General features: G+C 35.1%; 13 protein-coding genes. 6 read left to right on the forward strand and 7 right to left on the reverse strand.

All coding sequences use genetic code 11. From position 1 onward, the window contains the following. Positions 1-35: 35 nt before the first annotated feature. The 6 genes from NPX36_RS13675 to fahA form a co-directional block, all read right to left on the reverse strand. On the reverse strand, positions 36-920 hold the full coding sequence (locus NPX36_RS13675) for a DMT family transporter (protein WP_257499287.1): 885 nt from the start codon (positions 918-920) through the stop codon (positions 36-38). After that, complete coding sequence (locus tag NPX36_RS13680; RefSeq protein ID WP_257499288.1) at positions 907-1,980, reverse strand: LptF/LptG family permease; 1,074 nt, start codon at positions 1,978-1,980, stop codon at positions 907-909. The genes NPX36_RS13675 and NPX36_RS13680 overlap by 14 nt, the downstream gene beginning before the upstream one ends. A 9-nt stretch (positions 1,981-1,989) precedes the next feature. Further along, on the reverse strand, positions 1,990-3,120 hold the full coding sequence (gene tgt, locus NPX36_RS13685; protein WP_257499289.1) for a tRNA guanosine(34) transglycosylase Tgt: 1,131 nt from the start codon (positions 3,118-3,120) through the stop codon (positions 1,990-1,992). Between the two features lie 115 nt (positions 3,121-3,235). Then, positions 3,236-3,991, reverse strand: a complete 756-nt coding sequence (locus tag NPX36_RS13690) for a hypothetical protein (RefSeq protein ID WP_257499290.1) — start codon at positions 3,989-3,991, stop codon at positions 3,236-3,238. 78 nt (positions 3,992-4,069) lie between these two features. Beyond that, positions 4,070-4,624 (reverse strand): DUF6646 family protein, encoded by a 555-nt coding sequence (locus tag NPX36_RS13695; protein ID WP_257499291.1) that lies wholly within the window; start codon positions 4,622-4,624, stop codon positions 4,070-4,072. Between the two features lie 184 nt (positions 4,625-4,808). Next, positions 4,809-6,098 (reverse strand): fumarylacetoacetase, encoded by a 1,290-nt coding sequence (fahA, locus tag NPX36_RS13700; RefSeq protein WP_257499292.1) that lies wholly within the window; start codon positions 6,096-6,098, stop codon positions 4,809-4,811. Between the two features lie 92 nt (positions 6,099-6,190). On the opposite strand from fahA, the gene glyA reads away from it, so the two are divergent. Together glyA and NPX36_RS13710 are read left to right on the forward strand one after the other, a co-directional pair. After that, entirely contained in the window at positions 6,191-7,465 is a 1,275-nt protein-coding gene (glyA, locus tag NPX36_RS13705) for a serine hydroxymethyltransferase (RefSeq protein WP_257499293.1), read from the forward strand. Positions 7,466-7,570: 105 nt separating this feature from the next. Then, positions 7,571-8,737 (forward strand): carboxypeptidase-like regulatory domain-containing protein, encoded by a 1,167-nt coding sequence (locus tag NPX36_RS13710; protein ID WP_257499294.1) that lies wholly within the window; start codon positions 7,571-7,573, stop codon positions 8,735-8,737. A gap of 7 nt (positions 8,738-8,744) precedes the next feature. On the opposite strand, the gene NPX36_RS13715 is transcribed toward NPX36_RS13710, so the two are convergent. Continuing rightward, entirely contained in the window at positions 8,745-9,383 is a 639-nt protein-coding gene (locus NPX36_RS13715; protein ID WP_257499295.1) for a peptidylprolyl isomerase, read from the reverse strand. 210 nt (positions 9,384-9,593) lie between these two features. Here NPX36_RS13715 and NPX36_RS13720 point away from each other — a divergent pair, with 210 nt between their 5' ends. The 4 genes from NPX36_RS13720 (at position 9,594) to NPX36_RS13735 (ending at position 15,549) form a co-directional block, all read left to right on the forward strand. Continuing rightward, positions 9,594-11,816 (forward strand): NADP-dependent isocitrate dehydrogenase, encoded by a 2,223-nt coding sequence (locus NPX36_RS13720; protein ID WP_257500756.1) that lies wholly within the window; start codon positions 9,594-9,596, stop codon positions 11,814-11,816. A 71-nt stretch (positions 11,817-11,887) separates the two neighbouring features. After that, a complete protein-coding gene (locus tag NPX36_RS13725) occupies positions 11,888-12,286 on the forward strand; it encodes an NUDIX hydrolase (protein ID WP_257499296.1) in 399 nt (132 codons plus the stop codon). 78 nt (positions 12,287-12,364) lie between these two features. Then, a complete protein-coding gene (locus NPX36_RS13730; RefSeq protein ID WP_257499297.1) occupies positions 12,365-14,737 on the forward strand; it encodes a TonB-dependent receptor in 2,373 nt (790 codons plus the stop codon). A gap of 2 nt (positions 14,738-14,739) precedes the next feature. Beyond that, positions 14,740-15,549, forward strand: a complete 810-nt coding sequence (locus NPX36_RS13735; protein ID WP_257499298.1) for a DUF4249 domain-containing protein — start codon at positions 14,740-14,742, stop codon at positions 15,547-15,549. Positions 15,550-15,566: the final 17 nt, after the last annotated feature.

Consider the following 15,566-nt stretch of genomic DNA (forward strand, 5'->3'; position numbering starts at 1 on the left):
TGTTTTTGTAGCTACAAATATAGCGTTTTTATTAATTAAGCGATGGCTTTTTTGCGATTTTTAAAATATGCGTTCATCAACACAGTAAACAATATGATCACAGCACCTACATAGAAAGCGGCGGTCATTTTTTCTTGGTCTTTAAAAAACAATACGGCCAGAACAATTCCGTAAACGGGTTCTAAATTAATGGTAAGCATCACCGTGTAAGGCGACAAATATTTCATAATATCAATTGTAGCAATAAAAGGATAGGCAGTGCAAATAGAACCTAAAATTCCTAACCAAATATAATCATTGGGTTGAAAGTTAAAATTAACAGCGGTGAAACCATTTTGATAGATTAAAAAACATCCCAAAATAAATAATCCTCCCAAAAGTTCATAAAAACTAATCACCACACTGTCATACGAATGTGCAAGTTTTCCGTTGATAATTGAAAACGAAGCCGACAAAAATGCAGATAATAATGCAACTAAAATTCCTATTTTGTATTGTGTTTCAAATCTAAAAATCAACAATAAACCGGCAACTACCAAACAACCCAACAGCACTTCATACAGTATGAATTTGCGTTTGTAAAAAATAGGCTCTAGAATCGATGTAAAAAAAGCGCCGGTTGACAAACATGCTAAGGTAATGGATATGTTTGCTATTTTAATGGCATGAAAAAAGGTGAGCCAATGAATGGCTATTACAAAACCAAAGAGAAAAAAACGCAACATATCTTTTGGGCTAATGGCTAATTTTTTTCGTTTGATTACTAAATAAAACAAAATTACGGCAACACCAATTGCTATACGCGTAAAAACCAGCGGCAACGCTTGTAATGATATTAATTGTCCCAATAAGGCGGTGAATCCCCAAATAAAAACAATTAAATGAAGATGCAGATGATTTTTTAAATTAACGTTTTGCATTGTTTAAGAGATAAACAGCTAATATTCCGAAAATTACGTTTGGAAACCAAACAGCAAATAGAGGGTTGATGCTTGATGCTTCGGCCAGTGTTCCAAAAATTTTATCAAAGAAAATATAGGTAAATGCCAATCCAATTCCCATGGCGAGGTTTACCCCCATTCCACCGCGACGCTTCATTGATGAAACTGCCACTGCAATAATAGTCAGTATAAATGCCGAAACCGGAACACTGTATTTTTTATATTTTACGACCATATAGGCGCTAATGTTAGAAGAACCACGCATTTTTTCTTTTTCTATGAATTGATTTAATTCTGAAAGTGTCATGGTTTCTGCCGCATATATAGCTGGTGTAAGTTCATCAACTTCAAAATGGAATTTCATTCTCTTTTCACGTTCTTTTTCAATTTGATCGTCAAGGGCTCCTACTGTTCTTTTTTGGTAATTATACAGGGTGTAATCTTTTGTGCTGTCGTTATAAACAATACGTCCGGCTTCTATTTTTGAAACCAAATTATATCCTTTAAATTTTTCTAAGGTAAAATTATATCCGGTTTTGTTGGTATAGCTAAAATTGCTCACATAAATAAACTCGTCTTTACTAATTTGCTTAAAAACATTTTGGGTTTCGCGTATTTCTTTTCGTTTCAGATATTTATACCTAAAATCGTTGTATCCCAAACTGGCTTTTGGAACAATAAAAAAACCCATTAATAAGGCAAAAATCGAGATGAATGTTGCACCAATAATGTAAGGACGCAAAAATCGGATGTATGAAATTCCAGAGCTTAAAATAGCTACAATTTCGGTGTTTGATGCCAATTTGGAAGTGAACCAAATGATTGATATAAACAAAAAAATTGGAAAAAGCATGTTGGCAAAATAAATGGTGAAATTGCCATAATACTCTAATACATCAACCAATGGAATATTGTTTTCTAGAATTTTATTGATTCGATCGGCTACATCAACCGCAATTCCAATAGGAATAAAAAGCAAGATCATTACAAAGAATGTTCCCAAATATCTTTTTAATATGTACCAGTCAATGATTTTCATTTTGCCTAATTATAAACGGGTGGCCATTTGTTTTACCATTTTTTCTTTCCATGCATAAAATGTTCCTGCAATGATTTGGCGACGGGCTTCGCGCACCAACCACATATAAAAACCAAGATTATGAATAGTTGCTATTTGTTTTCCTAAATATTCATCGGATACAAATAAATGGCGTAAATAAGCTTTAGAATAATCGGTATCAACCCAAGTGTTTCCCATTGGATCGATTGGGCTGTAATCATCGGCCCATTTTTTATTCTTTATATTGATGAAACCTTCGCTTGTAAACAGCATACCATTTCGCGCATTTCGTGTGGGCATTACACAATCGAACATATCAATTCCCAAGGCAATATTTTCTAGGATGTTAATTGGCGTACCAACCCCCATTAAATAACGTGGTTTGTCTTTTGGAAGAATATCGGTAACGATTTCGCACATTTCATACATTTCTTCGGCAGGTTCGCCAACTGATAGTCCGCCGATTGCATTGCCCACCGCACCAGCATTGGCAATGTATTCTGCCGATTGCGCGCGCAAGTCTTTAAAAGTTGACCCTTGAACAATTGGGAAAAACGCCTGATCGTAGCCGTACTTTGTAGGAACTTTTTCTAAATGGTTGATGCAGCGGTCTAACCAGCGATGCGTCATGTGCATAGAGCGTTGCGCATAGCGGTAATCACACGGATAAGGGGTGCATTCATCGAACGCCATAATAATATCTGCCCCGATAGTACGCTGAATTTCCATTACATTTTCAGGAGAAAAAAAGTGGTAAGATCCATCGATGTGCGATTTGAACTTCACGCCTTCTTCTTTAATTTTTCTTCTGCCTGATAAAGAATATACCTGAAAACCACCTGAGTCGGTCAAAATATTGCGGTCCCAATTCATAAACTTATGCAATCCACCGGCTTTTTCTAAAATTTCAGTTTTTGGACGCAAGTATAAATGATAGGTATTTCCTAAAATAATATCCGGATTTATATCTTCTTTTAATTCGCGTTGGTGCACACCTTTCACGGTGGCTGCTGTTCCAACGGGCATAAAAATTGGGGTTTCAATAACGCCATGGTCAGTTGTAATAACCCCTGCCCTAGCTTTTGAGTTGATATCTGTGTGCAGTAAATCGAATTTCATACTTGTTGTTTACAAGCTGCAAATATACGTTTTTTGGTGGATAGTTTTTTGGTTATGTTTAAGAGAATTTTATGCAAAATACGTTGCATTTAGAAACAGGGAATAAAATAATTCTTTAATAGTATTCATAGGTACTGTAGAAATCTACAACCGGGTATTTTAAATGCTCGTTAACTTTATAGTTGTCGTTATCATATGTAATGAAGTATTCAGCATACGAAGTTCCGCCATCAGCTGTTCTTTCTATTAAGATTCTATCATTTTTATCAATGCTTTTTATCGCTTTATAGGCTTTTGTATATATATTATAAAATGGATTTGTTCTATCATTATAGCTATAAGTATAAATTTCATTATTACTTTTTTCTACGATTAAATTCTCATTTAGATAATATTTATTATTGCTTTTTACACTGCCATCATTATTATATTCATATTTAGTAGTTTGAGTTGAGCCAGTGGCTTTAATATATAGATGCTCTTGAATAATTTGATTTGATTTATTATAAGTAAAATGATTGTTACTCTCATATTCATTTATTGGACTTTCAATACTACCTTCAGCATGTATATTCACTATTGAAATAAGTTTATTGCCTTTATTATAATTAAACTTATGTATTGAAAAGCTATCAAAACCAGAACTATTTTGCCCTCTATATCTACTATATATCGAATCTATAAATCCTGAAGAATTGTAATAATAATGATGCTCACCGAATCTATCCGTCATTTTTTTGATTTTCTTTCCAAGTGGTGGTGTTTCAACAACTTCATTTGTACGTTGTCTGTCTAAATCACTTCTTAAAAAATCATCATTTGAACATGCTATGATAATAAAAATAAATAATAAGAGTACTAAATTTTTCATAAGATGATATTTTTTTGTTAAATATAACAAAAAAAATCCATTCAATAGAATGGATTTTAACATTTTAATTGAAAATTACTATCTTCTGTTAAGATTAAAAGTAATACCCACAGATAAAGCTGCTTTTTTAGCAAAGAAACTTTCAATTGGGTCACCATTTCTATCTTCAGAAAGTGAAATGTCTCCTTTCAACAATGGCGCAAAACTTTGTTTGTACATTGCATAAAAACCAATAACATCACTAATATTGTATTTAAAACCTGCATGTGCACCTAATGAACGTACAGTAAAATCGACTCCTAAATAAGTATCTACATCTTCACGTAAATTTAAAGCTTCTCTAAAGTGAAACCTAGCAAATCCACCACCATCAAAACTATCTAAAAATTTTAATCCTTTTTCGAAACCTTCACCATCATTATCAATTTTGGTATTAATTAAATAGGTTACTTGTGTACCCCAAGAAAAAAAGTCGCTTCTTCCATAGTCATTCTGATACTCAATTCCAGAATTTCCACCAACGTTGACATAGCCTAAAAATATTTTAAAATCGTTATATCCATCGTATGCCTGTGAATATGATGAAAATTGTGCGCCTAATAAAGCAATTGTTAAAGTAATTATTTTTCTCACAAATGTATTTTTGAAAAGATGAAATTAATTTTCGTTAATAATTTTAAAAAATATCAATATAATTACGCAAATATACCTTAATCCTATTAAAATCAAAATTTTTATTTAACATTTTTTTAGATTTGTTTAACAAAAAAAAATCCATTCAAATGAATGGATTTTTAACATTTTAATTATCAGACTCTTAATTCTTAAACGGAACTGCAGGTAATAATTGAGAAGAAACTTCACCAAATCCGATACGTACACCATCTTTTTCACAATAACCTTTCATGATTACTGTGTCATAGTCTTCAATGAAAGCACGCGTAGAACCATCGGGCATTTCAATAGGATTTTGTCCGCCCCATGTGAGTTCTAACATAGAGCCAAAACTGTCTTTTGTTGGTCCTGAAATCGTTCCCGATCCCATTAAATCGCCAGATGTTACCATACAACCATTTACGGTGTGATGCGCCAACTGTTGCGCCATAGTCCAGTACATATACTTAAAGTTTGATTTACAAACTGTTTTTGCTTCTTTATCTTCTGGTTGAATAATCACTTCTAAATTAATATCAAACGAATGATCTGTTTTTTGTTGCAAGTATGGTAACGGTTTTGGATCTTCTTGCGAAGGACTTGCACAACGGAAAGGCTCTAAAGCATCCATTGTTACTACCCAACACGAGATTGATGAACCAAAGTTTTTCGCTAAGAATGGTCCCAATGGAACATATTCCCATGCTTGCAAATCGCGTGCAGACCAATCGTTTAACAATACCATTCCAAACATGTGGTTTTCCGCGTCTTCAACAGAAACTCTATCTCCCATAATATTTGCATCACCGGTGATAAAAGCGGTTTCTAATTCAAAATCAACTCGTTTCGATGGACCAAAAACAGGTTCCGCTGCTCCTTTAGGCATTGATTGGCCTAACGGACGATTTACAGGCACTCCCGAAGGAACAATTGTTGAACTTCTACCATGATAACCTACTGGTAAATGCAACCAGTTTGGCAATAAAGCATTTTCTGGATCGCGAAACATCATCCCTACGTTGGTTGCGTGTTCACGACTTGAATAAAAATCGGTATAATCACCAATAAAAACGGGTAATTCTACCGTAACTTCGTTCACATTAAAAATTACCAATTCGCGGGCTTTTGCATCATCACGCAATTTTGAATTGTTTGCTTCAAAAATTTCTGAGATTCTATTGCGTACAGCACGCCAAACTTCTCGTCCTTCGCTAATAAAGGCATTCAATGTTTCATCATAAAGCACACTATCATCAAAATCAATATCTTTAAAAAAACCTAAATCGTTTAAAGCAGTTATACTTATAGCGTAATCGCCAATTCTTGTTCCAATTACTAATTCATCTTCATCAACCGAAAAAACGCCAAAAGGTATATTTTGTATAGGAAAATCACTGTTTTCAGCAACGTTTAACCACGTTTTTAGATTGGGATTGTTAGCAGGTATATTCATACGTTTAATTATTTTTGTTTGAATTTATTTTCTTATGCGAATATAACAATGATTTTTCATAAATTTGGTTTCATTTTAAAGAATTAATAGAAATGCAACGCGACGAACAAATATTTGACTTGATATTAGACGAGCAAGACCGCCAAATAAATGGTTTGGAATTAATTGCCTCGGAAAATTTTGTAAGCGACCAAGTAATGGAAGCTGCCGGATCCGTTTTAACCAATAAATACGCAGAAGGATATCCCGGAAAAAGATATTACGGCGGCTGTGAAGTTGTTGATATTGTGGAACAAATTGCCATTGACAGAGCCAAAGCTTTGTTTAATGCAGCTTATGTAAACGTACAGCCACACTCGGGTTCGCAAGCGAATACAGCGGTTTATGCAGCAGTTTTAAAACCGGGCGACAAAATTCTAGGTTTCGATTTATCGCACGGTGGTCATTTAACGCACGGCTCACCTGTTAACTTTTCGGGTAAATTATACAACCCTGTTTTTTATGGAGTTGATGAAGCAACCGGAGTGATTAATTATGATACTATTGAAGAGATTGCAAAACGTGAAAAACCGCAATTAATTATTGCAGGCGCATCGGCTTACTCGCGAGATATGGATTTTAAACGTTTTCGTGAAATTGCAGATGCAGTTGGTGCTTTGCTTTTGGCAGATATTTCGCATCCGGCTGGTTTAATAGCAAAAGGATTATTGTCTGATCCGCTTCCGCATTGCCATATCGTAACCACCACCACCCACAAAACATTGCGTGGACCTCGTGGAGGAATGATTATGATGGGTCAAGATTTTGAAAATCCGTTTGGTTTAAAAACACCTAAAGGAGAAACTCGTATGATGTCTGCTTTGTTAGATGCTGCTGTTTTTCCTGGTAATCAAGGTGGCCCGTTAATGCACATCATTGCTGCAAAGGCGGTAGCTTTTGGCGAAGCATTACAAGACGAATTTATGCATTATGCTTTGCAAGTTCAGAAAAATGCTCAGGCAATGGCAAGCGCATTTGTAAAACGCGATTATAAAATTATTTCGGGCGGAACCGATAACCACATGATGCTGATTGATTTACGAAACAAAAACATTTCGGGCAAAGAAGCTGAAAATGCTTTGGTTAAAGCCGAAATCACCGTTAACAAAAACATGGTTCCTTTTGATGATAAATCACCGTTTGTTACCTCTGGAATTCGCGTGGGAACTGCAGCAATAACAACACGAGGTTTGGTTGAAAGCGATATGGAAACGATTGTAGATTTAATCGACCGTGTAATTATGAATCATACCAACGAAGAAGTTATTGAACAAATTGCCGATGAAGTAAACGAAATGATGAGCGAACGCGCTATGTTTGTTTTTTAACAAGTTATTTTTATAAAAAAGTTAAAGAGTCACTAAATGTGGCTCTTTTTTTGGTGGTGCTGTAACAAAATAGTACTTTTCGCAACAAACAATTTAAATCATTTTATGAAAAACATTTTACTTGCACTTCTCCTTTTTCTAAGCATCTCTGTTCAGGCACAGCAATTGATTCAAGGAATTATTAAAGACACTGAAACCCAACAACCCATTCAGCACGCACTGATTATTGGAAATATCTCAGGAAAAAGCACGGTGACCAACAGCGAAGGCCGCTTTCAGTTTCATTTGCCAAAAGAAGATTCTAAATTAATTATTAAACATTTAGATTATTTCACACAAGAAATTTCGGCAAAAAACAAAAAATCATTTCAAGTGCAAATGCAATCTTCCACCGAATCCTTAGAAGAAATTGTCATCTTAAAAACATCCATTAAATCTGAAATAGAAAAAGCCATAAAAACATCCCAACAAAGTTTCTCTAAAAACTTAAAATTGAATACTTTTTATCGGGAATTGTTGTATATAAACGGAACCATGTATCAATATGAAGATGCCGAAGCCGATTATTACCAGCAATCGATCAATGAAAGCAACGTAATTGTAAAAGAAAGCAGAAGTGTGAAATTTAATAATGAAGAAGCCAAAAAGTTTGATTCCTTATCTCGGGTACATTATTACTGGCGCGATTTTAAAGAAATTATTTCGCATGAATTTGATTTTAAATTGTTAAAAAACATCATTTCAGACAAAGAATACAATTTATACCTTACCTCTAAAACCGCAGGCGACGGCACTGAATTGTACGTTTTAAACTTTAGTCCGATTGAAAATGCAAAAAAAGCCACCCTTTCCGGAACGATGATTTATGGTTCAAACGATTATTTAATCCGAGAGATTAAGGCCAACTTGGCTGACAAATTTATGAATAACAACGAATTCATGCAGCAAAACAACCATCGTTTTAAGCGCAGTTTTTATAACCGAACTACTATTTTTAAAATTTTCAATTCAAATTATTCATTAGCATATACTTCCTACCGTATTTTTGGAGTTTCAGAAGTATTAAACCAACTCACAAAAGTGGGCGGTTTTATGGAACTCTTGATTGATTCTACCGAGCAAAACCCTATTCTCCCAGCAGCTGATGCCTTTTATACTCGTGAAAAGTTAACTCCGCTTGGCAAGAACTATAAAACTCGCTATTGGGAAAAATTTAATGTGGTTCCTTTAACCTACAAAGAAGAGCAAGTGCTTCGGTTGATTAATAAATAATTGTAACTTATTCAAAAATCTCTATAATTTCAAACGAAATATCTTGAAGCGGAAAATCGTTCTCATTGGTTGGCATTTTGCTAATTGCCAACAAAACTTCTAAGCCTTCATACACTTCGCCAAAAACCGTATAATCGTGATCTAATCGAGGTTGCCCGCCAATTGATAAATAGGTTTCGCGCTGTGCTTTGGTGAATTTTATTTGTTTTTTAATTTCTAAAGCATTCAGTTCTTCTTCAGAAACATTTTTGCCAACAACAAAATAAATCTGGTTTAAAAAAGATGCTTTTTCAATATTTTCGTCCCTGCCGGCACCAATTGCACCCAATTTGTGAAACGCACGATCATTGAATTCAGGGAGCAACCTTTTGTGTTGGTCGTCGGGTAAAAACGCTTCTCTTTCGGCAATACTATTGTCATGCTCTCCTCCTTGAACAACAAAATTTTCGATAATTCTATTGAAAAAAGATTCTTTGTAAACACCCTTTCTGACCGCATTTATAATTAACTCTTGATGTTTTGGCGTGAAATCATAAAGCAACACTTTAAAATTTCCCTGAGAAGTTTTGAACAACAATTTATGCGACTGAGCCGATAACGAACCATAAAAAAAGGTGACAAATAAAAGCGCTACTATTTTTTTCATTTGAAAAGTATTCATGCATCTAAAAGTAGTATTTATAATCCCAATTACCAAATTGCAAATTTTAAACAACAATATAATCAAAAGCATAAAATATAGACCTACAAATCATTAAATTGCTAATTCTTAAATCATTCTAAAATTCTTCCTTAAAAATAAAACCGTATTTAGTATATTTGTAAACAAAAAAACAGACTTTAAACAAATCTTATCATAATGTCAAAATCTAAGATTATCTACACATTAACAGATGAGGCGCCTATGTTGGCTACTTATTCTTTTTTACCAATTGTTAAATCGTTCACTGCACCGGCTGGTATCGAAATGGAAACACGCGATATTTCCTTGGCGGGAAGAATTTTAGCAAATTTCCCTGAATTTTTAAAAGAAGATCAAAAAATCGGTGATGCATTGGCAGAATTGGGTGAATTAGCAAAAACTCCTGAGGCAAACATCATTAAATTACCAAATATTTCTGCATCGATTCCACAGTTAACGGAAGCTATTGCTGAGTTGCAAGCTCATGGATATGCAGTGCCAAATTATCCTTCAGATCCAACAAACGATGAAGAAAAAGCAATAAAAGCAGCCTATTCAAAAGTATTAGGTTCGGCAGTAAACCCCGTACTTCGCGAAGGAAATTCGGACCGTCGTGCACCAAAAGCTGTTAAGAATTATGCAAAAGCAAATCCTCACTCAATGGGTGCTTGGTCTGCAGATTCTAAAACAAAAGTGGCTCACATGGAAAGTGGAGATTTCTACGGTACAGAAAAATCGGTGACTGTTGAAAATGCTTCTCAATTTAAAATAGAATTTGTGGCAACCAACGGTTCTGTTAAAGAATTAAAAGGTTTATCACCATTAAAAGCAGGCGAAATCATCGATAGTTCGGTAATGAATCTTACTGCTTTAAAAGCTTTTGTTGCAAACACCATTGCAGAAGCAAAAGCAGCAGGCGTTTTATTGTCTGCACACTTAAAAGCGACAATGATGAAGGTTTCGGATCCTATTATTTTCGGAGCTATCGTTGAAGTATATTTTAAAGATGTTTTCACGCAATTTGCAGATTTATTTGCAGAATTAAACATCAATCCAAATAATGGTTTAGGCGAACTATACAGTAAAATAGCAGGCAAGCCACAAGAAGCTGAAGTAAAAGCGGCTATTGACGCGGCTATTGCAAACGGTCCTGATTTGGCAATGGTAAATTCCGACAAAGGAATTACCAATTTACACGTACCATCTGATGTAATTGTTGATGCTTCAATGCCAGCAATGATTCGAACATCTGGACAAATGTGGAACAAAGAAGGTAAGCAACAAGATACTTTTGCATTGATTCCAGATCGCTCATATGCAGGTATTTACACAGCTGTTATAGAAGATTGCAAAGCAAATGGCGCATTAGATCCAAAAACAATGGGTTCTGTTCCAAACGTTGGTTTAATGGCTCAAAAAGCAGAAGAATACGGTTCGCACGATAAAACATTCCAAGCTGATGCAGAAGGAACAATTCGTGTGGTTGATGCAGAAGGAAACGTGTTTATGGAGCAAAAAGTGGAAACTGGCGATATTTTCCGTATGTGCCAAACAAAAGATGCGCCTATTCAAGACTGGGTTAAATTAGCGGTAAACCGTGCGCGTTTGTCGGAAACGCCGGCTGTTTTTTGGTTAGATGAAAACCGTGCACATGACCGTGAAATCATTAAAAAAGTAAACAAATATTTAGCCAATTTTGATACCACAGGATTAGACATCCGCATTTTGGCTCCGGTTGATGCGTGTAAATTTTCTTTAGAAAGAATTCGTAAAGGTCAAGATACCATTTCGGTTTCAGGAAACGTTTTGCGTGATTATTTAACCGATTTATTTCCAATTTTAGAAGTAGGAACATCGGCAAAAATGTTGTCAATTGTGCCTTTGATGAACGGAGGTGGTTTGTTTGAAACCGGTGCAGGTGGATCGGCTCCAAAACACATCGAACAATTTATAGAAGAAGGCTATTTACGTTGGGATTCGTTAGGTGAATTTTTAGCATTAGGTGCTTCGTTAGAACATTTATCGCAAACACAAAACAACCCGAAAGCAATGATTTTAGCAGACGCTTTAGATGTGGCAACAGAAAAATTCTTGGCAAACGATAAATCGCCGGGTAGAAAATTAGGAACAATAGACAACCGTGGTTCTCATTTTTATTTAGCAATGTATTGGGCAGAAGCTTTGGCAGCACAAACTAAAGATGCTGATTTAGCAGCTTCATTCGCGCCAATTGCACAAGAAATGACAGCAAACGAAGCTAAAATCAACGAAGAATTGATCGCATCGCAAGGTAAACCGCAAGAAATTAAAGGTTATTACCAACCCAATTTTGAGTTAACATCAAAAGCTATGCGTCCGTCTGCAACGTTAAATGCAATTGTTTCTAAATTAGGATAATTTATATTTATAGATACTAAAACCGTCGGTTCTCGGCGGTTTTTTTTATGAAATCAATTAATTTTATCCCCATGAAAACCTTACATATAGCATCGGTTGCAATTATCAATCCAAACAAAGAACTGCTTTTGGTTCGTAAAAAAAATTCCGAATTTTATCAGTTAACCGGTGGTAAAATGCAAAATGGCGAGCAAGATATCGAAGCCATCATTCGCGAAGCTAAAGAAGAAATTGGTTTAAAAATCGAACCTCATCAACTAACATTTTTAGGATCGCACCAAACAAAAGCCGTAAACGAACACAATACAGTGGTTCATGGCAGCGTTTATTGGTTGCACGTACCCTTTTTTGAACCAATAATTGCCAACGAGATTCAGGAGTTTGTATGGATGAACAAAAATAATTATCAGCAATACAGCTGGGCACATTTAGCTAAAGAATTGGTTCAGCCCAAATGGTTGGCGTTATAGTTTGTTATTTCTAACTTTAATGAATAAATTATTTTTAAATTTGCACTAAAGCACAAACCCTTGCAACAAAAAACCGCTATGAAAAAAACGTTATTACTTGTATCATTTCTTATGTCGGTTGCGGCTTTTTCGCAAACTAAACATACCATTTCAGGTACTATTTTTCAGAAAAGCACCAGCCAACCAATACCTACTACTAACGTAAGTTTTTTGGTTAACAATATAGAAACTACAACCACAACAAACGAAAACGGTGATTATTCGATAATAGCAGAAAGCGGAACCTATCAAATATCTGTCTATGTGGATGGATATGGGTACAGCACACAAAAAGTGAATGTTAAAAAAGACACGAAAATCAACTTTTATGTGGCGCCAGATACCGAAGCATTAGACGAAATCGTAATCAATGCCACCAACAAAATCAATATTCGCAAACCCGAAATGAGCGTTAATAAACTCACGGCTGCAGAAATTAAAAAAGCACCAGTTGTTTTGGGCGAAACTGATATTTTAAAAACCATTTTGTTGTTGCCGGGTGTTGTAAATTCCGGGGAAGGAACATCTGGTTTTAACGTTCGCGGGGGCGGATCTGATCAGAATTTATTGTTGCTCGATCAAACTTCGGTTTACGGTTCATCGCATTTATATGGTTTTTTCTCGGTTTTTAATAACGATGCAGTGAGCAATATTAAATTGTACAAAGGCGGAATTCCTGCGCGTTATGGTGGTCGTGCTTCATCGGTTTTAGAAATCAATCAGAAAAGTGGTGATTTTGAAGATTTTAAAACCACCGGCGGAATTGGAATTTTATCAAGCAGATTGCTGGCAGAAGGCCCTGTTATTAAAGATAAATTGTCGTATTTGTTTGCCGGGAGAGCATCTTATGCCCATTTATTTTTAAAATTGACCGATATTGAAAGTGCCGCTTATTTTTACGACTTAAACACCAAATGGAGTTATTTATTGAACGATAAAAATCAGTTTTATTTTACCGGATATTTTGGTAGAGATATTTTTAAATTCAACGATAATTTCGACAATAAATTTGGAAATACGGTTGCCAATTTAACATGGAACAGTGTGCTATCCAATAAAATCAACAGCGAAGCTTCGGTTCGATATTCCGATTATTATTATGGTTTAACGCTGAATTTTGTTGGATTTAATTGGGATTCGGGCATTAAAAATTTTGAGTTTAATTATAAATTCAATCATAACATCAACCAAAAACTTTCGCTGAAATATGGTATAAACAGCTTGTATTACGATTTCAACCCTGGATTAATCGAACCAACCAGTATCGATTCGGAAATAAACCGCTATCAAATTCCCCATAAATTTGCTTGGGAAAATGCTGTTTTCCTAGAAGCAGAAAACGATATCAATAAGTTTTTATCCATTAATTACGGTTTGCGATACAGCATGTTCCACAGATTAGGAGCAGAAACCATTAATTTATACGCAGACAATAATCCGGTGGCTTATGATCCACAGACCGATACATATGAAAAAGCAGTTCCAATTGGAACACAATTTTATGGAAAAAATAAAGTAATCAGTACGTTTGATAATTTAGAACCGCGTTTGGCTGTTTCGGTAAAACTCACCGAAGACCAATCGGTAAAAATGAGTTACAACCGCATGTCGCAATACGTGCACTTAATATCAAACACTACCGCAGCAACACCTTTAGATATTTGGGAACCAAGCGGTCCGTATATTAAACCGCAAATCGTGGATCAATATGCTGTGGGATATTTTCAAAATTTTAAAGAGAACGAGTATTCATTAGAGATAGAATCGTATTTTAAATTAGGGAAAAACAGGTTGGATTATATTGATGGAGCCGATTTAATAGGCAATCGGGCTATTGAACAAGTGCTTCTCAATGGAAAAACCGAATCGTATGGTTTAGAGTTTTTATTGCGAAAAAACACAGGAAAATTAACCGGTTGGGTGGCATATACCATTGCCCGTAGTTTGCAGCAAACCGTAGGTAGAACTCCCGAAGAAACCGGAATTAACAATGGCGAATGGTACCGCACACCGCACGACCGCTTGCATGATTTATCGGTGGTGGCAAATTATGAATACAGCAAAAAATGGAGTTTCAGTGCAGCTTTTGTTTTGCAATCTGGCCGCCCTGTAACTTATCCCGATGGTAAATATGAGTTCTTAGGTTTTCAAGTTCCAAACTACAACAAACGAAACAATTACAGCATGCCGGCTTTTCATCATTTGGATCTTTCGGCCACCTATACACCTTCCAAAAACGAAAACCGCAAATGGCAAAGCGAATGGGTTTTTGGTATTTATAATGTGTATAATCGCAAAAATGCAGCATCAATCAGTTTCCGTACTGTGGAAGGTTCAAACAATTTAACCGAAACCACCAAGCTTTCTATTTTTGGTATTGTGCCAAGTGTAACCTACAATTTTAAATTTTAGTTATGAAAAAATATTTGTACCTATTCAGTCTGCTCTTTAGTTTTTTATTGATAAGTTGCGAAGAAGAAATCGTATTAGATTTTGATGAAACCATTCCAAGATTGGTGATAGAAGGTAATATTTTTATGGGAGAACCTGCCTTTAATAAAATTACACTATCTACTACTACCGATTTTTATTCAAGCATTAAACCGTCAGTAAACAATGCACAAGTTTCTATTACAGATTTGTCAAATAACACGGTGTATGAATTTGTAAACAATAATAATGGTGATTTTTTAAACACTACTTTTTTACCTGAAATAGGCGGAACTTATGAGCTAACCGTGATTTACAACAATGAAACCTACAAAGCTACATCAACTGTGATTGATTCGCCCGAAGTACTAAACGTGGATCAAAAAAACGATGGCGGTTTTACAGGCGATTCTTATGAAATTACCTTTAATTTTCAAGACAATCCCAACGAAGAAAACTATTATTTAGTGCAAATTATTTCTCCGGCAGATGAAGGTTTTGGTGTGATTAATGACCAGTTTTCAAACGGAAACATCATGGGTGATTTGTATTTTTATGAAAAAGAAGATATTAAACCGGGCGATGATTTAACGCATTATATTGCAGCAATCAATAAACAATATTACAATTATTTAGCAAAATTGTTTTCTATTTCGGGCGAAACCGGCAACCCATTTGCAAGCCCCGTTGGAACAATTAAAGGAAACATTATCAACCAAACCGATGAAGCAAATTTTGCACTAGGTTATTTCCATATCGCTAAAAGAAATCAATATAATTATATCGTAAAATAATTCAATTCCTGACTAAA

It is taken from the genome of Paenimyroides aestuarii (assembly GCF_024628805.1).
GTDB lineage: Bacteria > Bacteroidota > Bacteroidia > Flavobacteriales > Flavobacteriaceae > Flavobacterium > Flavobacterium aestuarii_A.

Excerpts from the sequence above, each read along its gene's own strand:
- NPX36_RS13730 (WP_257499297.1), top strand. The coding sequence starts at position 12,365 with ATGAAAAAAACGTTATTACTTGTATCATTTCTTATGTCGGTTGCGGCT.
- NPX36_RS13675 (WP_257499287.1), bottom strand. The coding sequence starts at position 920 with ATGCAAAACGTTAATTTAAAAAATCATCTGCATCTTCATTTAATTGTT.
- NPX36_RS13710 (WP_257499294.1), top strand. The coding sequence starts at position 7,571 with ATGAAAAACATTTTACTTGCACTTCTCCTTTTTCTAAGCATCTCTGTT.
- fahA (WP_257499292.1), bottom strand. The coding sequence starts at position 6,098 with ATGAATATACCTGCTAACAATCCCAATCTAAAAACGTGGTTAAACGTT.
- NPX36_RS13690 (WP_257499290.1), bottom strand. The coding sequence starts at position 3,991 with ATGAAAAATTTAGTACTCTTATTATTTATTTTTATTATCATAGCATGT.
- tgt (WP_257499289.1), bottom strand. The coding sequence starts at position 3,120 with ATGAAATTCGATTTACTGCACACAGATATCAACTCAAAAGCTAGGGCA.
- NPX36_RS13680 (WP_257499288.1), bottom strand. The coding sequence starts at position 1,980 with ATGAAAATCATTGACTGGTACATATTAAAAAGATATTTGGGAACATTC.
- NPX36_RS13735 (WP_257499298.1), top strand. The coding sequence starts at position 14,740 with ATGAAAAAATATTTGTACCTATTCAGTCTGCTCTTTAGTTTTTTATTG.
- NPX36_RS13725 (WP_257499296.1), top strand. The coding sequence starts at position 11,888 with ATGAAAACCTTACATATAGCATCGGTTGCAATTATCAATCCAAACAAA.
- NPX36_RS13715 (WP_257499295.1), bottom strand. The coding sequence starts at position 9,383 with ATGAAAAAAATAGTAGCGCTTTTATTTGTCACCTTTTTTTATGGTTCG.
- glyA (WP_257499293.1), top strand. The coding sequence starts at position 6,191 with ATGCAACGCGACGAACAAATATTTGACTTGATATTAGACGAGCAAGAC.